Raw genomic sequence first — 24254 nt, 5'->3', positions numbered from 1 at the left:
TTCTATTTAGGCGGGGTATTTGAGTTACCGAGTACATTCGGTGCCCCGTCCATTTATCGACTTCTTCCGGCTTTAACAGCCCTACTTCATCATAATACCTAAGCATACGAATAGATACTTGTGTTATCTTTGAAAACTCACCTATTTTAAACATCTTATCACCACCTGTACATAATTATACTTGAAGTTTCATACACTTCAAGCCGATTTTGCACTTCTGAAAGTTAATAATAATATGTTCTATTCTTATCAATACCATGATATGTGTATTCATATCCAAACAATAAAAATGAACGGTAATAGGGTGAAAAATATGAAGCAGGACAAAGTGAAGTATGATTTTAAGGCTTTCGGTCAAGCCATAAAAGAAGTAAGAAAGGCAAAGGGCATATAGCGCAATCAGTTAGCGGACAGCACCCAAGCCTGCAAATCTTCTATGAACTTGTCACCTTTTTAGATGTGTCGGTAGACCAGTTCTTTTTTCCGAACGAGGAAACGAACAAATCCACTGGGCGGCGGCAGCTCGACAGTCTGCTTGCCGATATGAGCAGCCGGAACTTAATGATTATGACGGCAACTGCAAAGGGAATACAGGAAGCTAACAGCAAGGAAACGGGGTAATAAACTCCTCCGTTTCTTTGTCTGTGCAGCTATTGGAAACGTCGCAAATTGCGGCGTTTTTCTTTTGCAAAAGTCCGCCAAATCAGAGGTTCCCGGTGTTGTAGGTAGTGAGAAGAAAGTTTCGTAGCAAGCACTAGGAAGTGTCCCAAACCCTCGAAAAACAGAAAGGAGCGATACAATGGCAAACAGGACAAGACCGCTTATCCTGCGCGTCCCGGTCAACAAACAGGAAAGGGAATTGATAGAGCAGAAACTGCTGATTGACGGATATATCATTCAGATAGACCATAGCGACATTAAGGCAATGACAGCAGAGATACAGAAAATCGGAGGGGGGGTCAACGTCAACCAGATAGCGCGCCGGATGAACGCCACGGGCAGCGTATACCAAGAGTACATAGAGAAAATCAAGGGGGTACTTGCAGAAATATGACGGTTACAAAGATTAAGCCTATCAAAAGCACAAACGGCAGAGGCAAGATCAGCAGGAAAATCTGCCCCCGGCTTTTATCTTTGCTTCCAGTTCGTCCACGATGGACGTGTTGTTAGTCCCAGTCCTCCGGCAAGGACAGCATTTGCGACAACAAGCCCTTTGCCTTTAGGGTCAGCTCCAAAAAACTATAACTCTTCTTCATAATTGCTCATTAAAATAAAAACTTAATTGTCAATTAAACTCAAAAGAAAGAAGACCACAATGACAGTTACAGCTTTAGCATTTAATTTAATAGGATTTTTTTATATAGCCTTAATAGCCATCATTATAATATTATTTTATAGAAAATTAAAAAGCATTGATGAAAAACTCGGCAGGCTCATAGAAATGAAAGAGTCAGAAGAAAAAGAGAACTGATAACAATAAGTGATTCTTCACTATCGGAAGGAGGCCTTTCCAGAGCCGACTGGAGATAGTGAAGAATCACTTACTTTATAATTCCATTATCACATTTTTTACACCGCCCTCTTCTGCCCACTGTTTAAATTCCAGCATCTGCTCATTTGAATACATCTTAGGATTTTCTTCAAAGCAGAACGTTTTGTCAATCAAATGGTACTTGGCTTCTGCCAGAGGATTATAATTTAAAATTTCATAGGCAGCAGCAGGATAGATACCGCTGATGTATGAGGCAATCTCCTTTATATTGTCCCGGCAGGCAGTAAGCCCCGGAATCATAGGAGTACGTACTGTAACCCTGTCTTTTTTATCTGACTCCAGCAGGAATTTCAAATTCTTTTTGATCTGCTGGTTGGATACCCCTGTATATTTTCTGTGTTTTTCATCGTCTGCAATCTTAAAATCCGCAAAAATACTGTCCAGATAAGGCAGCAGGCGTTCCAGCACATCCTGTGAGGCAGACAAGGAAGTCTCAATGGCCGTGTGGATCCCTTTCTCTTTGCACTTCTTTAAAATCTCCAGCGCAAATTCCCACTGAAAAAGCGGCTCTCCTCCGGACAAAGTAACCCCTCCTCCATGCCGGTAAAACACCAGATCTTTCTGGATCTCTTTCATCACATCCCCGGTGCTGCACACCCGGGAATCCATCTGAAGAGCTCCTGAAGGACACAGATCAGCCAGGGCGTTCCAGTCCTCAGGGGCATTCGGATCCAACACCACCCTTGTCCCTTCCATCCTGACTCCCCGGGCCTTGGAATTGTGAACGCAGCTGCTGCAGCCAATACATCGGTTTTCAAACCAGACAGGCCTTCTCTCCCAGGCAATTCCCTCCGGATTCTGACACCACACACAGGACAGGGGGCAGCCCTTTAGAAATACAGTGGTTCGTATACCATCCCCGTCATGAGTGGAGAACCTCCGAATATCAAATACTCTCCCGTCCATATCAAATATCTCCATAGCTTGTGCGGGCAATAATCTCATTCTGCAGTTCATCGGCCAGCTCTGTAAAATATGCGGTGTAACCGGCCACACGCACAGTCAGCCCACGGTACTGTTCCGGATGCTCTTTGGCAGCAATTAAGTCTTCCTTTCTCACCACATTAAACTGGATATGCGGTATTTCCAAATCCACAAAGCTTCTTAAAAAGCTGCCAAATTTTTTGATTCCGGTTTCATTCTGAAAAAATTCAGGAAGGAATTTCATATTGAGCAGGCCGCCGTTTGTGGTGAGTGTTTTATCCAGCTTTGAGACAGATTTCAAAACTGCTGTAGGTCCTGTCACATCTCTTCCATAAACCGGTGACATACCGCCGTCTGCAAGAGGCTCCAGAGCATGACGCCCGTCCGGTGTAGCTCCCACATTCTCTCCCATAGGCACGTGTGCTGACACCGTATACATTCCTGTGTGATAAGGACCTCCCCGGTAGTTGGTAAATGTCCTCAGACGATTCTTGAAATAATCAGCCCATTTGGTACCCATAGCATCCACCCAGTCTACATCATTTCCATACTTCGGAACCTTATAAAGCATCATCGTACGGAGAATTTCATAGCCCTCAAAGTCATTTTTCAGTGCATCCAGCAGTTCTTTTCGAGAAACCTTTTTCTCATCATAAACCAACTTTTTGACTGCGGCCAGGCTGTCTGCAAGATTTGCCACCTGTATCATCTGAATCCCCGATAAGTTATACTTTGCCCCTCCTGCAGTCACATCCATTCCTTTCTCCATGCACTCATCAATGGAAGCTGACAGAAATGGAGAAGGCAGCAGATCAATATGGGCTTTTTCTACTTCCTCGCAGGCAAGAATCATTTTATCCATAAAATAGTCAATCTGTTTCTGAAATGCCGCCTCCAGCTGTTCAAAGGTCTCATAAGTTTCAAGATTCCCAAAATCAGGGGCTATCTTTTCCCCGGTCAAAAGACATGTACCTCCGGTCATGGCAACTTCCAGCGCTTTATTCAGATTAAACATGGCAGAATCACTCCATCCCAGGTTATTCCCCTGAGTTGTCAGCTCTACACAGCCCACGACAGCATAGTCCATGGCATCCTTTTCTTCAATTCCAAGCTCCATGATGGATGGGATCACTGCCTTATCGTTAAAAAACTGCGGCATACCGCTTCCTTTTGCCACAACCCGCACTGCTTCGTGGAGCAGTTCATCCCCTGTACCCTCGTGAAGTCTTACAGATAAGTTCGGCTGAGGCAGGCCCAGGTGTTTCTGCGCCTGAAGGAACAGGAAAGAAAGGTCGTTGGAATAGTCATTCCCTTCCTCATCCTGGCCTCCGACTGCGATATTAAAACCAATGGGAAATCCCGCAAAGTATTTTGCACCGTGGGAATTTCTCATATATACAATCTCATTGAATTTAAGCCACATACATTCAATGATCTCCAGGGCATCCTGTTTTGTAAGTTTTCCGTCTTTTATATCTTTTTCATAATACGGGATCAGATGCCGGTCCAGACGTCCGGGAGAAAAAGAAGACGCATTGGATTCCATCTGAAGCACCACAAATAAAAACCAGACGGACTGGACCGCCTCATGGAATGTCTCTGCCGGATGGCTGCTGAGCTTCCTGCAGTTTTCTGCCACCTGGACCATGGACTTTCTTTTATCCTCGTTTTTTTCAGTCTCTGCCATGGACATGATGAAATCATAGTACCGGACCATGAATTTTTTCACCCCTTCCATAACAAGGATCACGCTTTCGTAGAAATCGCTCTGATCTTTGCCGCAGGTTTGAAGCTTCTTTCTGGCCTGCTCCTCAAGTCCTGCCGGCCCAAGCCTGAGCCATTCTGTACAGTTGGGGCAGATATGTCCCTGCGCATGGTCTTTCTGATTAATCTTTACCACTTTTGCAATCTCGTCTATTTCTTTTCCATACCGCTTGTTCAGCACATCCTCCAGGGATTTCCCTTCCCAGTATGGTTTTATGATTTTTCTGAATGTATCTATATCCTCCGGATGAACATTGAATTTATCCTGCGGCCTGGTGGGGAGAGTTTCAAACTCCCGGTCTACCCACGTGCTGCCGCTCTCAGGAAAAACAACACCATAGCGTACTCCGGCCGTCCTGTTTCCTACGATTAGTTCTTCGGGTTCTGCACTGATTCCGATGTTTTCCAGCGAAGCTTTCAGCGCCAGTGCCCTCTGTATAATTCTTGGTTTATCTTCATTCTTCCTGTAACTTTCCGTGATGATCAATGCCTGTTCAATGGATGCATATCTTGGTTCTGACAACATTTTATCTTTTAGATATGTTACTCTCTCTGTCTGAAATAATTCGTTCATCTCCCGCTCCTTTCCTGGCAGCCTTTTTAAACTCATAATTTATTATTTTTTATTATTATATATTATTTTTTATTATTTTTCAAGGCCTTGACGCTATTTTAATGCAATAGAAAAGCAGCTTATTTCTAAGCTGCTCTTTAAAATCCGTCAAAGCTCTTTTACCATCTTTTCAAGCTTTATTATGATCGCTTCCGCCTTTTTTACAGCGTCACTGACACCAACTCTCACCTTTGGAATTCCTTCGAAACGTTCCTCATCCTTAATAGGCATATCTTTTGTAAGAATAACCGCATCTGCACCACAAAGATCCTCCGCTTTGATCTGGTTTTCAATTCCTATGGAGCCCTGGGTTTCTACTTTAATCTCGATTCCATGCTTTTTTGCCGCCTTTTCCAATGCTTCTGCTGACATATAAGTATGTGCCACTCCAGACGGACAGGCCGTCACTGCTAAAAACTTCATTTTCTGTTCCTCCTGTAAATATATTTTATTGATTATTCAAATGAAAGGTCAATCTCCAGATTATCTCCGTCTGTATCCTCTGCACTCTCTGTGATATCCTTTTTCAGCAGGATGATGAGTCCAGCCGTTACTCCCACAGCAGCAGCCAGGGAAATAAGGAATCCGATTGGATTGCCGAGTACAGGGAGCATAATCAGTCCGGACCAGGCAACCGGATTGGTGATGTTAAACAGATATCCCACAGCTCCGCCCACAGCCGCTCCGATCATCGTAGACGGAATCACACGCAGGGGATCGTTTGCAGCAAAAGGAATCGCCCCTTCTGTAATACCCACGCATCCCATGGCAACGGCACTCTTTGCTGCTTCTCTTTCTTCCTGTGTAAACTTTTTCTTTGCAAGGAATGCTGCCAGCGCACATCCAAGCGGCGGAGCTGTCATCGTCACTGCCATAGGCCCTGCATATGTATAGACTCCGGCACTTACAGTAGCTACGCCGAATGTATATGCCACCTTATTAAAAGGTCCTCCAAAGTCAAATCCTGCAAGCAGCCCGCACACAGCCCCCAGAATTACTTTGTTTCCATTTCCTAAATGTTCCATGACTTTTGTCATTCCATCCATGATTCCGGCGATAGGCGCTCCTAAGATATACTGCATAAATCCCATAGTTACAAGTGATCCTACAATCGGAATAATCATGATAGGCATGATCGAGCTCAGTGCTTTTGGCACTTTGACCTTTTTTAAATAATAGCATACAACGCCTCCCAGCAGTCCGGTGACAATACCTCCCAGAAAACCGGCTCCCACATTGATGGAGATCATGCCTCCTACAAAGCCCGGACAGATTCCTGCTCTGTCTGCAATAGAAGCTGCGATATACGCAGAAAGCACCGGTACCATCAGGTTCAGTGCAGTAGATCCGAATGTCCACAGAGTTGCCATCCACGTTCCCTCCGGCGGAACACCTCCCTGTCCGTAAGCCATGACCGCCACAGCCATGAGAATCCCTCCTGTCACAACGAATGGGATCATATGAGAAACGCCGTTCATCAAATGTTTTCTTGTATCTCTAAAAATTCCTGCAAACTCATTCATCTTCTCTCTCCTTTTTATTGAACCAGTTCCAACACTTCTTTTTTATTTGCTGCCCTCATCAACCCTTCTCTGAAATCGTCATGGATAATCTTCCTGGAGATCTTCGCTAAAATCTCCAGATGTTTTTCTCCCTGCCCCGGATCAGGCACAGCAATCTGGAATACAATTTTTACTTTCTCATTTGCCCACTGTACAGGCTCTTTCAGTCTTGCAAATGCCAGTGAAGGTTCCATGACATGTACAGATTTTGCATGGGGTGTAGCTATGAGAAACCCAATGCTTGTAGGCGCTCCCTCCTCTCTTTTTAAAACATCCGCCACATACCCGTTCTTATTTCTAAGCCGTCCCTGTCTGTCCATAACATCAGCAATTTTTGCAACAACCGCTTCCTTAGTTTCCGCTTCCATGTCAAATACGATCAGTCCTTCATTCATCAGCTCCATCTGTTTATTCTCCCTTCGCCTTTTTCGCTGTCTCAATCATCTCACTGCAGCACTGCCTCACCGCTTTCCCTCTTACAAACAATCCTGATGTCCCTCCGGTTAAAATATCTGCCCCAGCTTTTACTACTTTAGGGATTGTTTCCTGGCTGATATTTCCGTCCGCCTGTATCTTCGTTTTCAGCCCTGCAGTATTCAGCATCTCTCTCATTCTGCTGATGTGGCTCACAGCACCCTCCTGCATTTTCTGCCCGGAAAAACCGGGATTAACTGTAAGCTTTAAAACCCATGGCACCTCTGCGGCCAATTCTGCAAAATCATCTCCCGGAGGTGTTTCCGCCTTATATGCCAGTACCGGCACACATCCCGCCTTTCGGATCTGAGCAAATATCCTGAATGGTTCTTCCATAGCCTCATAGTGTACTGCAAGATAATCGGCTCCGGCATTTGCATATAAATTTATATAGCGTTCTGGCTCATAGGCTGCCAAATGTGCTTCAACAGGAAGATTCGCTGCCCTTCTCATGTGTTCCAGAAGGGTTTCTGATAATATGAAGCAATTATTAAACCGGCCGTCAACCATGTCATAATGAAAAAATGAGATATCTGACTGTTCTGCTTCTTTCACCGCATCTCCAAGATGGCAGAGATCCATGCAGGAAACCGATGCAGACACCATAATTTGTTTCTCTTCTGCCTGTAACATAACATTCCTTTCTTTTATTATTTTCTTTTGTTTGATATTATTTTATATTCATTCTTTCTCTTATTCAACAGGTGCTTTCTTCTCTTTTTGCAGAAATCCAACTGCAAAAAGAGAACATACGCATTGTACAAATCCATTTTTTGCAGGATAACAAATGTAAATGTTAAATTGCAGTAATGAAAAAAGCTGTGGTATTTGATATGTTCCAAGATTAAAGTTTATGGGACATATCAAATACCACAGCTGTTCTTTTTAAAACACTGAATTTTGTCATCACTCAATCAGAATTCATCATGATGACTTTTTTTATTTCTTCCTTACTCTTGGCCTTCCGAATCAGGCGTGCAGAGTTTTTTTCCATTGTCATTTCATAAAAGGCTGCAAAAAAGGCTCTGGTTGACTGAATATCTTCAAAATTCAGAGCCAGCAGGAAGATCACATCCACACTGCCCTCCTCCCACTCTACTCTTTGGTCTGTTTTTATAATGACAACAGCCGGCTTTTTCACAAGGTTTGCCATCCCATGGGGGACAGCCACGCCTCCTCCAAGAACCGACGCACTGATCGACTCTCTCCTGAGAACATCCTCAAAAAATCCTTCTTCAACGTACCCTCCGCCTTCCAGCAAGTCACAGGCTTTTTTCAGCAGACTTTTTTTTGTCGTTACTTCAGATTCTATCAGAATCAAATCATCCTGCATCAGATTTTTAATCGTCCACTGCTGTTCCAGATTCTTCTGTTCGGCTTTCATCTCACTGCACTGTTTTTTGATCCGGTAAATATCCTGCTCTCCCACCACGGGTGTTGTATACACAATGTGGGGATGCCTTGCTTTCAGTGATGGAACCGTTGTGATAACCAAATCATACTGGCTCTCATCAATCATTACTCCTGCATTAGCCGGCAGTACAGAGATAATATTGATATCCGAAATCTTATTTTCAATCTTTCTTGCAATGATCTGAGCAATACCCACGCCGCCGCTTCCAATGATAACTGTATTTACATCCCGCTTTTTTTGTACTATTGCTCCGCCAAACAGAATCGCCATATATGAAATCTCATCCTCTGAAGGCAGCGCCCCCACAAGGCTCTCATACTCTTTACTGGCGGTAAAACAAGCAGAAAAAATAGCAGAGTAAGTCTGTTTGATATCTTCCAAAAATGGATTTCTTATTTCAAAACCAAACTTCACTCTCACAAAGGAGCTGTTCAGAAATAAAGCCACACTTGTTTTAAGAAGCGGATCTTCTATAAAATCTCTTCCTACAATAGATGAAATATACTGAATCATATTCTGAGCTACTTCTTCGATACAGATTTCTTTTTCTATAAGAAACTTCTTATTGACAATCCTGCTGCTATTCTGAAGTTCTGCTCCCAGAAGCAGAATATAGAGGTACAGCCCTTCCCTAGGATTTATATTCATCTGAAACTGCCTGTTTAAAATTCCTGTAAAAATATCAGTCCAGTCAGCAATCTCTTCTACCAGTGTCAGCCGGCTGATCATAGACTCCTCCAAAAAGTGTCCGGCTTTCAGCCGGTTTATCTGATTGCTCACATACTCTGTGATCATACAGAACGTATAGTCATTAAACTGACAGCCGATCTGCCTTTCCAGCTGCTGAATGCTGCCGATTACTTTATCTACTGTATTTTTCCTGTACTGAGATATGAGCCTTACATAGGATAACTGATCTATCCTGTAGTCCGGTGTAATCCAATCCTGCTTATTTTGCTCATAAAGAACTTTTTGGTTCCTGCACACTAACACTTTCCTTAAATCAAATTCTTTTCCCCGGATCTCAATGCCCTTTCCAACAATCTGATGAATCAATACTCTGTCAGGCTCTAACGTCTTATTTGCCTTTTCAATATCTGTTCGTATGGTAGCTTTGGACACAAACAATTCCTCTGAAAACAGTGCCGCCGTATACGGTTCCCCGCTTTCGATCAAAGTTCTGACAATATAATTGATACGGTACTTTCTCGTCTCACAGGACACCTGATCTCTCGGAAATGTTTCCTCCAGCTCCTTCTTGTGAATGCCCGCATGCAGGCAAACCCCTTTTCCCCTCTGCCGGATCAGCTGATAGCCTCTTTTATCACAAAACCCCGCTATTTCTTTCATATAGCTATGAACACTGCGCTGGGAGATTTCCAACAATCCTGCAATTTTCTCATATGTAATAAATTCGTCATCCTGATGAATCAGTACTTTCATAATTTCAGATGCAGTTTTGGAAAGCATATTGAGGCTCCTCCTTTATTATTTTTTATTATAATTTATTAATTTTTATTATTTTATACCTTTTTTGTACTTCTGTCAATTTCCAAACAATTTATACAAACCCTCTCTTCACTCTTTTAAAATTATTGACTATTCTGCTTATCTGCAAATATTTTTTGGTAAAAAAATAAAGGATAGATTAGACTTGCTTATTTTACTTGGCGTCTGCTATCCTTTATTTTCAATTATTAATTTCCCAACTAGCCTTCAGACTCTTTAAGCCAATTCAATTTACTAATTATCATATAAAATTTTTATGCTTTCTTCATTGCTTCTTTTCTCACCATTTTGTAATTTAATCTCTCTTTTGATATGCTTATACTTAATAACAAACCCTTGTTTTTCCCATTTTATTGTATAGTCTCCATCTCTAACCGGAAACAGAAAATCCGTTGTATATTCACCAATCCTCTTTATATATATAGCATTTTTTCTTTCATAGATAGTTCCACGGCATTGAAACATTTCCTTTCGTTCGTTTATTATTATTTTATGCGCTCTGTCTTTTGGCATAATTTCCATAAAATACTGCTGTTCTCCTATCCCCTGCGAAAGACTCATTCCAAAAAACAAACAACACCCTAAACCTAAAATAAATATATGTGCAGCTATTGATCCTGCAGGGATAACAAAGAAAAAACATAGGATTATTATGATTGCTAACATCCATATAAGCAAACGATTATACTGTAAAAATGAATTTATATAGAAGGCATATCCTTCGCTGAGTCCGCACCAAATTACTAAAGCAATTATAATTAAAATATAAGTAAAACATTTTAAATAGTCAAATCGTCTCATTTAATCTCCTGTTGAATATAATTTGCCAATGCGTTACAGCAATCTTGAATTACTTGTTCTGATGGATTATTCCCAAAAGTAGTTAAAAGTCCAAGCTCCTCATCTGCTCCAGTCATTTTTTCATAAATTGCATCACTAATCTGTTGTACCCCCGAACTTAATGAACACTGTAGATCCATAAATATGAACTGAAACCTATTTTTATATATTCCAGTATAATATTCCTCTAAAATATTGGCAAGTTCATGTCCTGTAGCTTGCTCTGAATGAAGAATTTGCTCCCTTTCCATTTGCGTCACAAGCTCAGAAACTTTTATTGCATCAAAATCTGCACAAAAATCACTGAAATTACATGGACTTATACTATCATCTGCTCCTATGAGTTCATAAGAAATTTTGGTTATCAAATACTTGCTTATACTGTCCTGTGGATAATTTTCTATTAATACTTTTGAAGTTTTAGCCATACCTGTTGCTAAATCCGCTCCCCACCCAGTCCAAAAATCTGAAACTGGTGTTAGTCCAACATATCCTTCTAGCGTTGCTGCAAAATGTGCAAAATCAATAATTCCGTCTCCATCATCCTTTAATTCCATGGATTTTTCCCCAATGTATTCATTCAGTTCATCTGCAAGTTCAGAATTATTTGACTTTACATAATTAACAAATGCAGTATCTATTGGATCAAATAAAGAAACAGCCCACATTACATCGTCATAACGAATATGACGTAAATAATTACATATCCCTATAATCACTGTCCTCATATCAGGTTTAATCTCTACTGTTTTCAATTTATACTCTATAAACATTTCTCCTAATAATCTGATAGCATCAAATATTGTTGAAATATTTACTTTATTAGAGTTATCAGGTTTTTGTGGTTGGGAATAATTTATTAATTGCATTCCATTATTCCTAATCATTTTCATTGCTCCAAAAATGTACTGATTGATTCTAAGCCCAATATTTTTTCCTGTTCCTTCATAGGCATTGATGCCAATTGTAACATAACCATTTTGATCTCCCCAATACATATACATAGGTGCTCCCTCATATCCTTTTGATGTATCTGCATAATGGTATAAATAAGAATCATCAGAGCGAGTGATAGTCCCCATTCCGCGATACATATAGGTTCCTTTTACACTGTCCTGTGCATCTTTTGGTAAATCTTCTGGATATCCAAGCAGCATTACTCCCTCATCAACATAACTTTGATATTGATATCTGAAACCACAATATCCCTCTGGTTTCTCAGCTATTTCATCTAACTTTAAAAAAGCGATGTTATATAAAGGAAACATTTCTGTTCCAATATATGATATAACTGTTTGATGAACAAATGCCCTAGTAATATCAACAGGGTTATAAACTAAATTATCAAGATTTCCTCCCAAAGCAGGATAATATAAAATACGATCTGCAAATTTATCTGTTTTTGGATCATAAATATTAAATGCAGTAGTCATCACCCAATTATTTGCAAATACAAATCCTGTACCATGTTTAACTATTATGTTTCCATCTTCCTGGAAAAACTCAGATTCTACCCTCCCATTATATCTGGCATATCCTAATTTATGAGGATTTTTTACAACGGTTCTATTATCCGTACCAACGGCACCTCTTAAAAGCAGATTATCTGTATTATGTTCGTTCTTAGAATCATTTGAATCATCCGGCATTGCCTGTACCTTATCATATGGTACATTTGGAAACGAAAGTGCTGAAAGTCTTCGTATTTTCTTTCCTGTAACATATTCTTGTTCTACCATATTCATGGTCATATAATCTTGCATAATTCTTCCTCCTTATTTAAATAATGATTATAAGTTCTTTGCAAAAAGAAATAAAGTAACCAGCTTTTCTTTATCTCCCTATCATTAATTTATCAGTTCAGACTTGGACATTGTGGGCAAACTTTTCTTAACAATATTTCTGGTCTTTGCAAAAAATATTCTACTGCCAAGGATGGCCATTCATTTTGCACAGTACCGAAATGAAGGACTTATCCCCTCTGTCTCTAGAATTATAGGGAAGTTGTCTATTATGCTTTTAGAAGAATTATGACCGTAGAAAGAATCTATATAAACAAGGTGATTGATAATGAGATGGCTATGTACCGCCATTTGGTATGTGAATTTTTTAACGCTTTAACTATAAGTATATTATAAAGGATAAACACCACGTAAAGACAATTGATAGATCAAACTTTTTTATATTTTATTACAATCGAACATGAACGTGAAGTGTAAAAAAGGCCGTAAAATCTTATCGATTCTACAGCCTTTTAGTTTCTTACTCTGTCGGTTCCAGATTCTTTAATGAGATGTCCAGAATTGGTGCGGAGTGTGTCAGTGCACCGCATGATACAAAGTCAACCCCAATCTCTTTGATTTTCTTTAACCGGTCTTTCGTCACATTGCCGGAGCACTCAGTGAGGGCACGGGTTCCGATAATCTGCACAGCCTCCCTCATCATGTCGTCAGACATATTATCCAGCATAATAATGTCCGCTCCTGCTTCAAGAGCATCGTTTACCATGGCAAGATTTTCTGTCTCAACCTCAATTTTCCTTACAAACGGAGCATACGCTCTGGCCATATAAATAGCTTCCCGCACGCCGCCTGCAGCACCGATATGGTTATCCTTTAACATAACCCCGTCAGACAGATTATATCTGTGGTTTTTCCCTCCGCCTACGGTAACCGCATACTTTTCAAACGGTCTCATATTCGGAGTTGTCTTCCTGGTATCTAAAAGCTGTGTAGAAGATCCTTCCAGTTCTTTTACAAGGGAATTGGTAAAGGTCGCAATTCCGCTCATGCGCTGGAGATAATTCAGTGCTGTTCTCTCTCCTGACAAAAGGACACGGATATCCCCCCGGAGAGTCCCCATGAGCTGGCCGTTTTTGATCTCATCCCCGTCTGAAAGTTCCGTCTCAAACTCTACCTTCTCGTCGAGAAGGGTGAACACACGGTGAAATACCTCAAGTCCTGCCACGATTCCATCTTCCTTGCAGATCAGATCTACTTTTCCCTGTTTCGGCTCCGGCATCACGGAGTTTGTGCTGACATCCTCACCTGTGATGTCCTCTTTCAGCGCATTCAAAAGATAATCATCAATGTTTACCGCCATTGTTACACCATTTATCATAGAAATCCCCATCCTTTCTTTTGATCTCCTCCAGTACAAGTCGTTTATTATCCTCCTGTATACCGGACACATCCTGATACATTCCTAAATCCACCTGACACTGCTCAGGTTTCTTTGGTTCTTTTGTAATATCTTCTGCGGATTCCAGCGCAAAGACAAGAGACTCCAGCAGAGAATTGCTCGCCAAACGGTTCTTTCCATGGACACCGTTGCAGCTGGCTTCCCCTACTGCATATAAATCTTTCATAGAAGTACGGCTTCGTAAATCCACCTTAATCCCTCCCATGAAATAATGCTGGGCCGGCGTAACCGGGATCCATTCTTTTGTCATATCATAGCCTTCTTCCAGACACTGCTTATAAATATTAGGAAATCTCTGTTTAATCCGCTCACCGTCCAGATGGGTCACAGACAAATACACATAGTCTGTGCCGTCTTTTTCCATCTGCTCCCGGATGGCAGCAGTCACTATATCTCTTGGAAGAAGCTCATCCACAAAGCGTTCCCCGTCTTTGTTGTAGAGGTAAGCCCCCTCCCCTCTCACAGACTCTGAGATCAGAAAACTTCTTCCAGGCTTGTCTGAATAAAAAGTAGTAGGGTGAATCTGTATGTAGTTGATATTTTGTATCTCCACATTGTGCTTAAGGCAGATGGCCAGACCGTCAGCTGTTATATGACTGTAATTAGTAGAATGCTTAAACAGCCCGCCCATACCTCCTGTGGCCAGCACTGTCTTGCCTGCATAAATACAGTCTACCTCTCCCTCCGGAGTTACATAGACAATCCCACGGCATGCGCCTTCTGCTTCAATCAGATCAATCATCGTGCAATGGGTCAGTATCTCAATATTATCCCGCCGTTTGACTTCCTCATAAAGCTTGCTGGTGATCTCTTTTCCCGTAACATCATCGTGATGAAGAATACGGAAAATAGAATGGCCGCCTTCTCTGGTATACTCAATCTCCCCGTCTCTCTCATCAAACTCTACGCCGAATGCTGTCAAGTCATCAATGATCTCTCTGGAACGGACAATCATTTTGTCCACAGCCGCTTTGTCATTTTCATAATGCCCGGCCTTCATGGTATCTTCAAAATATTGGTCGTAGTCCTTTTCATCCCGCAAAGCCGAGATACCGCCCTGGGCCAGAAAAGAATCACTTTCCTCAACTTCTGCTTTTGTCATCATAATAACTCTGTAATCTTTAGGAAGAAACAGGGCATGAAACAATCCGGCGGCCCCGGTTCCAACCACAATTACATCTGCTGATCTCATAATTAAAATTAATCCTTTCCCCTGAACGAAACGCTGCTTTTCGTTTACTGAGCGATGCGCAGCATCTCATCCAACGCTTTCTTTGCGTTAAGCCGCAATGTCTCATCCAATTCCACCTGATTTTTCAGGTCTTTTAATGTATCTCTGACATTCTCCAGCGTGATCCTTTTCATATTCGGACAGAATTGTCTGTGCCCCACAGAATAAAACGTTTTGTTCGGATTCTTCTGTTTCAGTTCGTATAATACGCCCATCTCTGTGCAGATAATAAATTTCTCTGCATTGGAGGCAGTGGCATAATCGATGATGCCGGATGTGCTTCCCACATAGTCTGCCAGATCCACTACATCCATCGTACATTCCGGATGCACCAGAATCTCTGCGTCCGGATGTGCTTCCTTGGCTTTTTTTACGTTATCTGCGGTGATACTTGTATGTACATGGCAAAAACCATCATTATAAATAAAATTCTTCTCTGGAAGCTTTGATCCAATATACCTTCCCAGGTTTTCATCCGGGATAAAGAAAATATTTTTCTGAGGCAGTGAACTGACAATCTTCATGGCATTGGAAGACGTCACGCAGACATCAGAATAAGATTTGATCTCCGCTGTAGAATTTATATAACAGACTACGGCCAGGTCATCATACTCATCCCGTACCTTCTGTATCTTATCTATATCTACCATGTGCGCCATAGGACAGTCTGCCAGCTGATCCGGCATGATGACTGTTCTGTCAGGATTCAGAATCTTAGCACTTTCACCCATGAAGCTGACACCGGCAAAACAAATCACATCCTTTGACTCCTTCAGTGCCACCTTTGCCAGATAGTAGGAATCTCCCACATAGTCTGCTATTGCCTGTACTTCGTCATCTACATAATAATGGGCCAATAAGACCGCATTTCTTTCTTTTTTTAACTCTTCAATCTCTTTTGCGAGGTTGTCCATCCTTTTCCTCCTTAGCAAGGGAATTTTCCCAACTGATATGATTCCATACTAAGATTTAATATACCACTTTGAACAGCCCTTATCAAGTATTTAGGAGGTGTTTCCGGCATAAATGCTTTACTTTTGACAAAATATTCAGGTAACTTGAAAGTCCTTAAAAACAGCATCCTTATCAACGGCGCCGATTCCGTTGATAAAGATGCTGTCTGTTTAAAGATTATGGATACAAAACTCTCTCAGTTCTTTGGCTGCCTGCTCCTCGTCGTCTCCATCGATAACAAACGTGACCGATTCATTTTGCTGTGCCTTCAGTGTCAGAAGAGAGATTATATTTTTTGCATTGGCTTTCAGATCTCCCTTTTTTATTACGATCCTGCTGCTGTAGGTCTTTGCCTTTTCCACCAGAAGCACAGCCGGCCGTGCATGAATCCCCACCGGTGACTGCACTTCAAAATCAAACTGCTTCATTTTATCTCCTTCCTGCTGATTCCTGGGCATCTCCGTCTCTGAGCCTCCCGATTGCCTCCGTGATCCGTTCTGCAAAAGAGAAGGACTGCTTCATCGCAAAGCTTTTGATTCTGACAGGGTTTTCGATTAAGGTAATATCCTTCTGCCTGCCGCCCTGTAAATCAATCGTAACTTTCAGCTGATTTACGGTTCCCGCATCTTTCTTTTTCATTTTTTCCTGTAATTCATCCAAAGGCACGGCGGGTCTCACTTCTATCCTGCAGCCGCTGATCTCATCCAGAGTATAAAATTCCGGATCCTGCATCTTTTTTTGGTTGATACGGTTATTCAGAAGACAGATTTTTCCGTTCTTCTCATCGAACAAAATATAGTTTCCTATTCTTCCGGTTATCTCAAAGTCTTCCGTGAATTCTTTCTTCTCTTCACACAATTCCTTGATTTCTTCAAAACTTTTCTTGGTGATCGTTTCTGTAAAATGATTGCTGGCCTTTTCATAACAGTCCTTGCAGATAAATCCATCTGAATAACGGAATTTTTTCAGCATGCCCAAAGATGCATGGCAGATATCACATGTCTTCATTTCCATACCACCCTTTCTAATCACGGAATACTTCAGTCAATGCCTTATAGAGTTTACTATACTTTCTGTACTTTTTCTCATAAAGGCCTGCATTGTATTCTCTCGGATAAAAAACTTCCTTCGTTTCTACAGTATTTGCAATCAGCTGTTCCAGGTCTGTATCCGGTCCGGCACCGGCGGCTGCCATCAGGGCCACTCCATAGCCTGCTCCCGAACCGCTTTTAAGCTGTTCTACTTTCGTATTCAAAACATCCGCAAGGATCTGCATCCAAACTCTGTTCTTGGAGCCTCCTCCGGTTACCTTAAGATTCTGCAGATCTGGCCTGTCAATCTTCATGACCTCTGCAAGCTGTCTTACACCAAGGCAGATCCCTTCCATGACCGCAACTGTCATGTCCTGTCTGGTCGTCTCTGTCCCAATGCCTACGATGGCTCCTCTCAGTGCAGGATCCGCATAAATAGTTTTGTCTCCCACCAAATGAGGATAAAAGATCAGATCATTTTCACCAAGCTTTGCAAGGTCTGTTCCTTCGGTTTCCGCCGAAAAATCTTTTGTGCCCAGAATCTGTCTGACCCACCATCCATAACTGCTGCCCGAAGACTGTATCACTCCCTGCACAAGCGTCAAAATTGTCTTTCCGTCAGCGGAAAACATGATATTCTTCCCTTTTGCCTGAAAATCCATCTGTTCTTTCGGGAACATGAGAACCCCGGAGGTACCCAATGACAGCACCGGATACATGCTGGAAAAGCATCCTGTGGAAACAGCAGCGGCCGGATTGTCACCGGTGCCGACGATGACCCGCACCTGCCTTCGGAAACCAAACTTCTTCCTCCAGGCTTCTGTTACATATCCGGCCGTCTCTCCGCTTCCTTTTACTTTTGGATAAATCGTTTCCGGAAACCCTAAAATCTTTCTTATCTCCGGGGACCATCGTCGATTCTTAAGATCAAACAGGGATGATGTGGATGCCTCACAGTAATCCGTCTGGCATTGTCCGGTCAGCCGGTAAACAATATAGTCCGGGCCGATCAGAAACATTTTCATCTTCTGAAACTGTTCCGGCTCATTTTGCTTCAGCCACAGCAGGTTCACTGCCGGGCTGCCTGTGGAAATGATATTGGAGATATAGGATACTTCCGGGATCTTTTGGATCTTCTCTTTTGTTTCCTTAACAAGATCAATGGTCCTTGTATCATTCCACATCAATGCCGGCCGGATGGATGTGCCGTCCCATCCGAGAAACACAACCGTGTGCATCTGCCCTGTCACTCCGATGGCTCCGATGCTCTCAGGATTTTCTCCCTGAAGAAGCTCATTCATCGCTTCCTCCACTGCATTCATCCAGATCTCAGGATCAATTTCTTTCCATCCGGGTGCCGGCTCATCAATCCCATATTCCCTGCTGCTTTCTTTTCTGATCTCTCCCGCTTCATTGATGAGTGTCAGTTTAGCAGAAGAAGTTCCTATATCAATTCCAATATAATGTTCCATTTGCTATTCTCCAAATCTAAGAATCACTTTATATGTATCCGGTTTCATCGCCGCCGCGATGGCCTTGTCAAAATCCCGGTAATCATAAATCTGTTCTGTGAGCACTGTAGGGTCAATCAGTCCTTTTCCGATCAGCTGTACTGCCTGATGAAAAGAGGTAATCGTCGGGCTTACAGCCCCCGTCACTGTCTTCTGATAAGAATGCACTGCTCCCATATTGACCGGAACCGGATCATTTGGATGCATAGAGCTGAACATAACACTCATTCCGCCGGGAGAAGTCATCTCCACAGCCTGCGCCGCAATGGCCGGAATGGCAGTGGTATTAAATACAACCTGGGCACCTCTTCCTCCGGTAAGCTCCTTAATTTTTTCAACAGCATTTTCACTCATTGGATCCACAACATCGTCACATCCAAGCTTTAATGCCCGGTCTCTCCGTTCCTTCAGCGGCTCGCTCAGTATGACTCTTGCCCCTTTTAATTTAGCCAGCATCACATGAAGCATTCCCATGGTGCCTCCGCCGATGACAGCCACATCATCTCCGAACTGTATTACAGTCCGGTTGATGCTGTTGACCACACAGGCCAGAGGCTCTGTAAATGCCATTTGTTCAAAAGAGGTGCTGTCCGGATATACAAACAGGTCCTCTGCCTTTGCCACAACAAATTCTGCAAACCCTCCGTATCCTGACAGTCCGTCCGGATTGGTGAAAATCCTGCTCTTCGGGTGCTCCTCACAGATATTTTCTTCCCCGTGCTTGCAGAAAAAACATTCCTTGCAGTCATCAATAATATACTGAACAACCTTTTGTCCTTTAAAATGGCGTCCGGTGCTGACTCCGCTGCCCATCTCTTCGATGACTCCGCAGTACTCATGCCCGCCGATCCTTGGATAGCTGTAATTACAGTCCCCGTTAAAGTCCCTGACATCATTGGTGCAGATGCCGGAATCCTTGATCCGGATCAGCACCTCATCTTCTTTCAGCTTTGGCACTTCAATATCTTTGATGGAAAAATCTTTTGGCTGATTTAATATAATTGCTTTCATCTACCTCACTCTTTCTGAACTTAATATGCTAAGATTCCTGTTACTCCTCCTACAATACCGATCACAACGATCAGTCCAATGATTTTTAAGGAAGACCATCTTCTCTTATTCATCAGGTAGTAAACAAGCATCGTCACTGCCAGCGGAAGAATGCTCGGACAGATAGCGTCTAAAAAGCTTGTCTGGATGTCATAAGTAGACGTAGAGCTTACAACTTTCAGTCCGCAGCTTGCTTTTACATAGTTCACAACCAGGCCGCCCATTACCATGCAACCCATGATAGAAGCTCCTTTGATGAGCTTATTGAGAATTCCTTTTTCAAGAAAGTCCATGATTGCTTCGCTTCCGGCTTTATAACCAAACATAAAGTTCCAGTAGCTTAAGCCATAAGCTGCCGCAATGATTACAACCGCATAGATGACAGCTCCCCATATATTTCCGCTTCCGGAACGGGTTAAATCAATACATACTGCCAAGAGGATCGGAATGACCACGCCCTGCCAGATAGTATCACCCATACCTGCCAGAGGCCCCATCAAAGAGGTTTTCAGGTTTGTGATAAATTCATCGGGTATCTCTTCTCCCATGGCCTTCTGCTCTTCCAGTGCAACCGCCATACCGAGGATACATGCCCCAAACTCAATATGTACATTAAAAAACTCAATCTCGCGCTTCATGACTTCCTTGCGCTTTTCAGGATTGTCTCTGTATAAGAAATTAATAATTGCTGAAAACATATGGGCAACTACCTGACCCATCATTCTCTCATAGTTGTAGCAAGTCTGCGGGAATGTCTCCCAAATGAACCATGCTTTGATCAAGGCGGCCTTTGGGATCAAACTCTTCTTTTTATTTTCCATCTTAGTCGTCCTCCTCATCATCTTCATCATCCACTACTGCTGCTTTTGCAGGTTCCATAGCGGAAGTAACCTGAACATATACAACTGCCACGAGCAGGGCAATGATACCTAATGTCAGCAGCGGAAGCTTAGAGTATACAGCCAGTAAGAATCCTACAAACAGGAATACTTTGGATTCCCCTTTAAAGATATACTGGAGTGTGATTGCAATTCCCAGTGCAGGCATCAAACCACCGATGATCTGGAACACTGTCAGCACTTTTCCGCTTAACATATTCAGAATTCCCTGGATATAGTTAGAACCAAAGTAAGCAGCCAGCGCACAAGGAATCGCCGTCATCAGGAAACACATAATCTGAGGAAACAGAACATTGGCCCGCCAGATTTTATTGTACTGTTCGTTTTCAATATATTTATCTGCTATATGTACGAAGAAACAGTCAAATGTCATACGTCCTGCCCAGACGATGGTTCCGAGGATACCGATGGGCACTGCCAATGCCAGCGCTGTATCTGTGTCTAATCCGCCGACAATCGCATAAGCCGTTCCCAAAACTCCCGCAAGCCCCATATCAGCCGGCATACTTCCGCCTGCAGACATAAATCCGAGATATACAAGGTTAATGGTTGCTCCAATCACCGCTCCCTGTATCGGATGCCCCAGGATCAAACCAGTGATCATACCGCAGACCAGCGGTCTCTGTAAGGACCAAAGGCCTACAAACGGTAAATTGCCCACTGCCAGCCAGTAAACAACTCCGCATAAAACTGCCTGTATGATGGTCATCTTTTCCATATATATTTCCTCCTTCTATTTATCCAAATATCCTGTTACTTCAATCACCTGCTGTTCCGGAACCAGCTGATAATAGACATGGACATTTTTTGCCATCAGGTTTTTAATAGAAACAATCTCATCCGGATCGCAGGCCACATTTTTAATGAATGGTGTTCTCTCTCCTCTAAGTCCCATTCCGCCCAGATTCACGTCCTTTAATTCAAGTCCCAAATCTGTCATGCGGTCATATGTAATCGGCGTTTTGGTAAGGATCATGACCCTTTCCCCGGCTTCCTTCGGATCCTTTTTGAGCACTTCCGCTCCCTTTTCCGTTCCATATACATTCACCTTAACACCGTTCGGCGCAAGAGCCTTTATAACCCTCTTATTAAACTTATCCGCCGCAACCTCGTCATCCACCACGATAATTCTGTTGACATTTAAGCTGGGTGTCCACACAGAAACGACTTCCCCGTGGATCAGCCGGTCGTCAACCCTGGCTAATACAACATTTTTCATTCCTCGTCTACCTCCTCAAATAATTTCCTTACATCCTTTACGGTTCCTGGTGCTGCTTTTAAAAGTTCTTCACAAATTTCTTCTGCGCTTTTGCCTGCATACCGTCCCATCATTACTTCTACCATCAGCGGCAGGTTAATCCCTGTCACATGATAAATATCATGATGTTCCATTAAAGAGACAATTGCATTAAACGGACTTCCGTGAAATAAATCAGATACAAAAAGAATTTCTTCTCCCTCTTCTGTTTTTTCAATCTCTGCCTCCAGCTTTTCCGTCAGCGTTGCTACGGTCTGCTCCGGAAACAGCCCGTAGGCTACCAGGTTTTCCTGTTCTCCGACAAGCATCTGGGTACTTTCCACCAGCCCTTTTGAATAGCTTCCGTGGGATACTGCAATGACCTTCATTCCTTTACCTCCTTTTCATCTGGCCTTTGATGTAATTGAAGTATACCACGGCAAATCCTCTGTTTTTCACAGACATTTGCATGAACATTACCGCAGTATCTGCCAGCACTTTGCATGATTGACTGCGCAATTTATTACGCAGTTCTCTCTTTATTCCTGCACTGGTTTTGCGGGATGATTTGCGCAATAAATAAACTCATTCCAGTCTCTTTCATTGTTATAATCAAATCAAGCTTAGTACGTACAGGTGAACGGTAAAAACGACGAATTCCAGATTAGATAGGAGGAAGCGGCCTTTTTTATCACCGCCGCTATATGAAAATGAAAATTGTAAATGGATTTGACCTGATGAAATATGCAAAAGACAATCACTATATTCTGCCTGCATTTAATACAACCAACCTGGAGATGACTTATGCCATTGCCAAAGGATTAAATCAGGCAGGACTTCCGGGGTATATTCAGATTTCTTCCAATAACCTGAGACTGTCCAGCCCCGATACCATTACATATCTGACGAGGGATGCAGTAAAAGACAGCGATGTGCCAATCGGCCTGCACCTGGACCACGGCAAATCTTACGAACATGTAAAAGCATGTGTGGATGCAGGTTTTACTTCTATTATGATTGATGCATCCCACCTTCCATTTGAAGAAAACATTAAAGAAGTAAAACGTGCAGTTGAGTACTGCCATTTCTACGGAGTACCGGTAGAGGCAGAGCTGGGTGCACTGCAGGGGAAAGAAGAGGATATTGTAAATGAAGCGGACAGCAAGACGGACCCCGGAATGGTAGCTGATTTTGTGGAAAGAACCGGCTGTGACCTGCTTGCAGTATCTGTGGGAAATGTCCACGGCCTTGATCTGACTCCCAAAGTAGACCTTCCTCTATTAGATGAGATCTCAAAGGTTTCTCCTGTACCCCTTGTCATGCACGGTGGTTCCGGAATCCCTTTTGAAACAATTCAAAAGGCAAGAGAATTTAACCTTTTAAAAGTTAATTATGGATCAGATCTGAGAAAAGCCTTTATTTCAACTTTTGGAGAGGCTTATGTACAGAATCAAAATGAGGTGAATGTAATTGGACTTAGTATCCAGTCTATTGAAAATGTAAGCAAAAAGGCAGCAGAATTAGTATCCATTATTAACGAATAAATCCATTAAAAGATATCCTGCATCAAAAAAAACATCTATTCAGCTGAAGTGAATAGATGTTTTTTCATATCATCATTATTACATTGGATTTGCTTTATGGTTGCTCTGTGTACCATGCGGTTCTTTGGGGTCAGGCCGTCTCATACCAGCTTTTGCCATTAGTTCCGTTACCTCCAGTTTTTTTCACAAAGTCAGTATTCCTCATTAAAACAAATTTATCCGTTGTTGAATCAAATTATAATATTCCCTAAACAGAATCTTTCTTTGCTCTCACAATGGCCTCTGCCATTTCTCTGATGCGGCCGGCTGGTGAAGGTGCGTTAAGAATACCGGATGTTCCTCCTGTACCATCTGCCCCTAACCGTATCATATTGTAGCAGTCCTCCGCCGTGCTCACTCCGGAGGCAACCACAACCAGCACATCAGGGTTTACTCTGCGTACCTGATGAATTGCTTCTATTGTATAAGCATCGTCTGCCACCTGACCGGTTCCGATCAGATCCGTAGGCTCTGCCAGCACAACATCCGGATTCATACACGCCACGGCTCTTGCCTCCGTGATAGAGTCCGCACATACAATAGAAGTCATTTCAAGCTCGGCTGCCCGCCGGATACATGCATATAAATCAGAAAGAGTCTTGGGATTTTCCGCATGATTTAAAAATACTGCGTCTGCTCCGGCTTCTTTTAGTGAATCCGGAAGGACATGCCCCATCCCGCGTCCCGGTGACAGCGGATCCATAGACTGTACACAGACAATAATATTTTCTGTATTTTCACGGATCATACGGACATCTGCATATGGACAGGTAAAGATGACCGTAAGCCCGGTATCCCTGGCCGCTTCATCCGCGGCCTTTGCCAGTGCCAGGCTCTCTTTTCCATACAAATATGATTTAGGATTCACAACTAAAAACGGAGAATCTATTTTGCTCATCTTCTTC

26 protein-coding genes and 1 pseudogene are annotated in these 24254 nt (G+C 42.6%); 4 read left to right on the top strand and 23 right to left on the bottom strand.

The annotated features are described in order from the left end of the window. The coding region (locus tag KH180_RS09725) for a MerR family DNA-binding transcriptional regulator (protein WP_290759741.1) at positions 1-154 on the bottom strand (154 nt) is incomplete at its 3' end. Between the two features lie 389 nt (positions 155-543). On the opposite strand from KH180_RS09725, the gene KH180_RS16965 reads away from it, so the two are divergent. Then, positions 544-621, top strand: a complete 78-nt coding sequence (locus KH180_RS16965) for a hypothetical protein (protein ID WP_442859914.1) — start codon at positions 544-546, stop codon at positions 619-621. Positions 622-799: 178 nt separating this feature from the next. Next, positions 800-1054 carry a plasmid mobilization relaxosome protein MobC gene (gene mobC, locus KH180_RS09715; RefSeq protein WP_290759733.1) on the top strand — a complete coding sequence of 85 codons (255 nt, stop codon included), beginning with the start codon at positions 800-802 and terminating at the stop codon, positions 1052-1054. A 115-nt stretch (positions 1055-1169) separates the two neighbouring features. Here mobC and KH180_RS16845 read toward each other — a convergent pair. Next, positions 1170-1232 (bottom strand): annotated as a pseudogene (locus tag KH180_RS16845) (helix-turn-helix domain-containing protein); the annotation flags it as partial. A gap of 83 nt (positions 1233-1315) precedes the next feature. Here KH180_RS16845 and KH180_RS09705 point away from each other — a divergent pair. Next, entirely contained in the window at positions 1316-1471 is a 156-nt protein-coding gene (locus KH180_RS09705; protein ID WP_290759731.1) for a hypothetical protein, read from the top strand. Positions 1472-1546: 75 nt separating this feature from the next. On the opposite strand, the gene KH180_RS09700 is transcribed toward KH180_RS09705, so the two are convergent. The 20 genes from KH180_RS09700 to KH180_RS09605 form a co-directional block, all read right to left on the bottom strand. Further along, complete coding sequence (locus tag KH180_RS09700; RefSeq protein WP_290759729.1) at positions 1547-2458, bottom strand: glycyl-radical enzyme activating protein; 912 nt, start codon at positions 2456-2458, stop codon at positions 1547-1549. A 1-nt stretch (position 2459) separates the two neighbouring features. Then, positions 2460-4814 carry a glycyl radical protein gene (locus KH180_RS09695; RefSeq protein WP_290759727.1) on the bottom strand — a complete coding sequence of 785 codons (2355 nt, stop codon included), beginning with the start codon at positions 4812-4814 and terminating at the stop codon, positions 2460-2462. 147 nt (positions 4815-4961) lie between these two features. Then, positions 4962-5276: a PTS fructose-like transporter subunit IIB gene (locus KH180_RS09690; RefSeq protein ID WP_290759725.1), complete on the bottom strand. Its 315-nt coding sequence runs from the start codon at positions 5274-5276 to the stop codon at positions 4962-4964. Positions 5277-5308: 32 nt separating this feature from the next. Continuing rightward, complete coding sequence (locus KH180_RS09685) at positions 5309-6376, bottom strand: PTS fructose transporter subunit IIC (protein WP_290759723.1); 1068 nt, start codon at positions 6374-6376, stop codon at positions 5309-5311. A 14-nt stretch (positions 6377-6390) separates the two neighbouring features. After that, the gene (locus tag KH180_RS09680) at positions 6391-6819 is read right to left on the bottom strand and encodes a PTS sugar transporter subunit IIA (RefSeq protein ID WP_290759721.1); all 429 of its coding nucleotides are present in this window, start codon (positions 6817-6819) and stop codon (positions 6391-6393) included. A 4-nt stretch (positions 6820-6823) separates the two neighbouring features. Beyond that, positions 6824-7522 carry a ribulose-phosphate 3-epimerase gene (locus tag KH180_RS09675; protein ID WP_290759719.1) on the bottom strand — a complete coding sequence of 233 codons (699 nt, stop codon included), beginning with the start codon at positions 7520-7522 and terminating at the stop codon, positions 6824-6826. A gap of 277 nt (positions 7523-7799) precedes the next feature. Beyond that, complete coding sequence (locus KH180_RS09670) at positions 7800-9773, bottom strand: BglG family transcription antiterminator (protein WP_290759717.1); 1974 nt, start codon at positions 9771-9773, stop codon at positions 7800-7802. 273 nt (positions 9774-10046) lie between these two features. After that, entirely contained in the window at positions 10047-10613 is a 567-nt protein-coding gene (locus KH180_RS09665; RefSeq protein WP_290759715.1) for a hypothetical protein, read from the bottom strand. Next, entirely contained in the window at positions 10610-12415 is a 1806-nt protein-coding gene (locus KH180_RS09660) for a trypsin-like serine peptidase (protein ID WP_290759713.1), read from the bottom strand. Before KH180_RS09660 ends, KH180_RS09665 begins: the two co-directional genes overlap by 4 nt. 499 nt (positions 12416-12914) lie before the next feature. Continuing rightward, positions 12915-13769, bottom strand: a complete 855-nt coding sequence (gene nadC, locus KH180_RS09655) for a carboxylating nicotinate-nucleotide diphosphorylase (protein ID WP_290759739.1) — start codon at positions 13767-13769, stop codon at positions 12915-12917. Then, positions 13738-15045, bottom strand: a complete 1308-nt coding sequence (locus KH180_RS09650) for an L-aspartate oxidase (protein WP_290759711.1) — start codon at positions 15043-15045, stop codon at positions 13738-13740. The genes nadC and KH180_RS09650 overlap by 32 nt, the downstream gene beginning before the upstream one ends. A gap of 44 nt (positions 15046-15089) precedes the next feature. Beyond that, positions 15090-15998 carry a quinolinate synthase NadA gene (nadA, locus tag KH180_RS09645; RefSeq protein WP_290759709.1) on the bottom strand — a complete coding sequence of 303 codons (909 nt, stop codon included), beginning with the start codon at positions 15996-15998 and terminating at the stop codon, positions 15090-15092. A gap of 210 nt (positions 15999-16208) precedes the next feature. Further along, a complete protein-coding gene (locus KH180_RS09640; RefSeq protein ID WP_290759707.1) occupies positions 16209-16466 on the bottom strand; it encodes an HPr family phosphocarrier protein in 258 nt (85 codons plus the stop codon). Position 16467: 1 nt separating this feature from the next. Beyond that, a complete protein-coding gene (locus tag KH180_RS09635; protein ID WP_290759705.1) occupies positions 16468-17046 on the bottom strand; it encodes a DUF4428 domain-containing protein in 579 nt (192 codons plus the stop codon). Between the two features lie 16 nt (positions 17047-17062). Beyond that, entirely contained in the window at positions 17063-18541 is a 1479-nt protein-coding gene (gene xylB, locus KH180_RS09630; protein ID WP_290759703.1) for a xylulokinase, read from the bottom strand. Between the two features lie 3 nt (positions 18542-18544). Then, a complete protein-coding gene (locus KH180_RS09625; RefSeq protein ID WP_290759701.1) occupies positions 18545-19591 on the bottom strand; it encodes a zinc-dependent alcohol dehydrogenase in 1047 nt (348 codons plus the stop codon). Between the two features lie 20 nt (positions 19592-19611). Then, a complete protein-coding gene (locus KH180_RS09620; protein ID WP_290759699.1) occupies positions 19612-20451 on the bottom strand; it encodes a PTS system mannose/fructose/sorbose family transporter subunit IID in 840 nt (279 codons plus the stop codon). 1 nt (position 20452) lies between these two features. Then, positions 20453-21247, bottom strand: coding sequence for a PTS mannose/fructose/sorbose/N-acetylgalactosamine transporter subunit IIC (locus KH180_RS09615; protein WP_290759697.1), 795 nt, complete (start codon positions 21245-21247; stop codon positions 20453-20455). A 15-nt stretch (positions 21248-21262) separates the two neighbouring features. Beyond that, positions 21263-21748, bottom strand: coding sequence for a PTS sugar transporter subunit IIB (locus KH180_RS09610; RefSeq protein WP_290759695.1), 486 nt, complete (start codon positions 21746-21748; stop codon positions 21263-21265). Beyond that, complete coding sequence (locus KH180_RS09605) at positions 21745-22155, bottom strand: PTS sugar transporter subunit IIA (protein WP_290759693.1); 411 nt, start codon at positions 22153-22155, stop codon at positions 21745-21747. The genes KH180_RS09610 and KH180_RS09605 overlap by 4 nt, the downstream gene beginning before the upstream one ends. A gap of 321 nt (positions 22156-22476) precedes the next feature. Between KH180_RS09605 and KH180_RS09600 the strand changes: the two genes are divergently transcribed. Continuing rightward, entirely contained in the window at positions 22477-23310 is an 834-nt protein-coding gene (locus KH180_RS09600) for a class II aldolase (RefSeq protein ID WP_290759691.1), read from the top strand. 247 nt (positions 23311-23557) lie between these two features. Here KH180_RS09600 and KH180_RS09595 read toward each other — a convergent pair whose 3' ends face one another. Further along, positions 23558-24247: a triose-phosphate isomerase gene (locus tag KH180_RS09595; RefSeq protein WP_290759689.1), complete on the bottom strand. Its 690-nt coding sequence runs from the start codon at positions 24245-24247 to the stop codon at positions 23558-23560. Between the last annotated feature and the right edge of the window lie 7 nt (positions 24248-24254).

This window comes from Anaerostipes sp. (assembly GCF_018381315.1).
Lineage (GTDB): Bacteria > Bacillota > Clostridia > Lachnospirales > Lachnospiraceae > Anaerostipes.
This window is presented reverse-complemented; position numbering and strand designations above follow the sequence as displayed.

Excerpts from the sequence above, each read along its gene's own strand:
- KH180_RS16965 (WP_442859914.1), top strand. The coding sequence starts at position 544 with ATGAGCAGCCGGAACTTAATGATTATGACGGCAACTGCAAAGGGAATA.
- mobC (WP_290759733.1), top strand. The coding sequence starts at position 800 with ATGGCAAACAGGACAAGACCGCTTATCCTGCGCGTCCCGGTCAACAAA.
- KH180_RS09705 (WP_290759731.1), top strand. The coding sequence starts at position 1,316 with ATGACAGTTACAGCTTTAGCATTTAATTTAATAGGATTTTTTTATATA.
- KH180_RS09700 (WP_290759729.1), bottom strand. The coding sequence starts at position 2,458 with ATGGACGGGAGAGTATTTGATATTCGGAGGTTCTCCACTCATGACGGG.
- KH180_RS09695 (WP_290759727.1), bottom strand. The coding sequence starts at position 4,814 with ATGAACGAATTATTTCAGACAGAGAGAGTAACATATCTAAAAGATAAA.
- KH180_RS09690 (WP_290759725.1), bottom strand. The coding sequence starts at position 5,276 with ATGAAGTTTTTAGCAGTGACGGCCTGTCCGTCTGGAGTGGCACATACT.
- KH180_RS09685 (WP_290759723.1), bottom strand. The coding sequence starts at position 6,376 with ATGAATGAGTTTGCAGGAATTTTTAGAGATACAAGAAAACATTTGATG.
- KH180_RS09680 (WP_290759721.1), bottom strand. The coding sequence starts at position 6,819 with ATGGAGCTGATGAATGAAGGACTGATCGTATTTGACATGGAAGCGGAA.
- KH180_RS09675 (WP_290759719.1), bottom strand. The coding sequence starts at position 7,522 with ATGTTACAGGCAGAAGAGAAACAAATTATGGTGTCTGCATCGGTTTCC.
- KH180_RS09670 (WP_290759717.1), bottom strand. The coding sequence starts at position 9,773 with ATGCTTTCCAAAACTGCATCTGAAATTATGAAAGTACTGATTCATCAG.
- KH180_RS09665 (WP_290759715.1), bottom strand. The coding sequence starts at position 10,613 with ATGAGACGATTTGACTATTTAAAATGTTTTACTTATATTTTAATTATA.
- KH180_RS09660 (WP_290759713.1), bottom strand. The coding sequence starts at position 12,415 with ATGCAAGATTATATGACCATGAATATGGTAGAACAAGAATATGTTACA.
- KH180_RS09650 (WP_290759711.1), bottom strand. The coding sequence starts at position 15,045 with ATGAGATCAGCAGATGTAATTGTGGTTGGAACCGGGGCCGCCGGATTG.
- nadA (WP_290759709.1), bottom strand. The coding sequence starts at position 15,998 with ATGGACAACCTCGCAAAAGAGATTGAAGAGTTAAAAAAAGAAAGAAAT.
- KH180_RS09640 (WP_290759707.1), bottom strand. The coding sequence starts at position 16,466 with ATGAAGCAGTTTGATTTTGAAGTGCAGTCACCGGTGGGGATTCATGCA.
- KH180_RS09635 (WP_290759705.1), bottom strand. The coding sequence starts at position 17,046 with ATGAAGACATGTGATATCTGCCATGCATCTTTGGGCATGCTGAAAAAA.
- xylB (WP_290759703.1), bottom strand. The coding sequence starts at position 18,541 with ATGGAACATTATATTGGAATTGATATAGGAACTTCTTCTGCTAAACTG.
- KH180_RS09625 (WP_290759701.1), bottom strand. The coding sequence starts at position 19,591 with ATGAAAGCAATTATATTAAATCAGCCAAAAGATTTTTCCATCAAAGAT.
- KH180_RS09620 (WP_290759699.1), bottom strand. The coding sequence starts at position 20,451 with ATGGAAAATAAAAAGAAGAGTTTGATCCCAAAGGCCGCCTTGATCAAA.
- KH180_RS09615 (WP_290759697.1), bottom strand. The coding sequence starts at position 21,247 with ATGGAAAAGATGACCATCATACAGGCAGTTTTATGCGGAGTTGTTTAC.
- KH180_RS09610 (WP_290759695.1), bottom strand. The coding sequence starts at position 21,748 with ATGAAAAATGTTGTATTAGCCAGGGTTGACGACCGGCTGATCCACGGG.
- KH180_RS09605 (WP_290759693.1), bottom strand. The coding sequence starts at position 22,155 with ATGAAGGTCATTGCAGTATCCCACGGAAGCTATTCAAAAGGGCTGGTG.
- KH180_RS09600 (WP_290759691.1), top strand. The coding sequence starts at position 22,477 with ATGAAAATTGTAAATGGATTTGACCTGATGAAATATGCAAAAGACAAT.
- KH180_RS09595 (WP_290759689.1), bottom strand. The coding sequence starts at position 24,247 with ATGAGCAAAATAGATTCTCCGTTTTTAGTTGTGAATCCTAAATCATAT.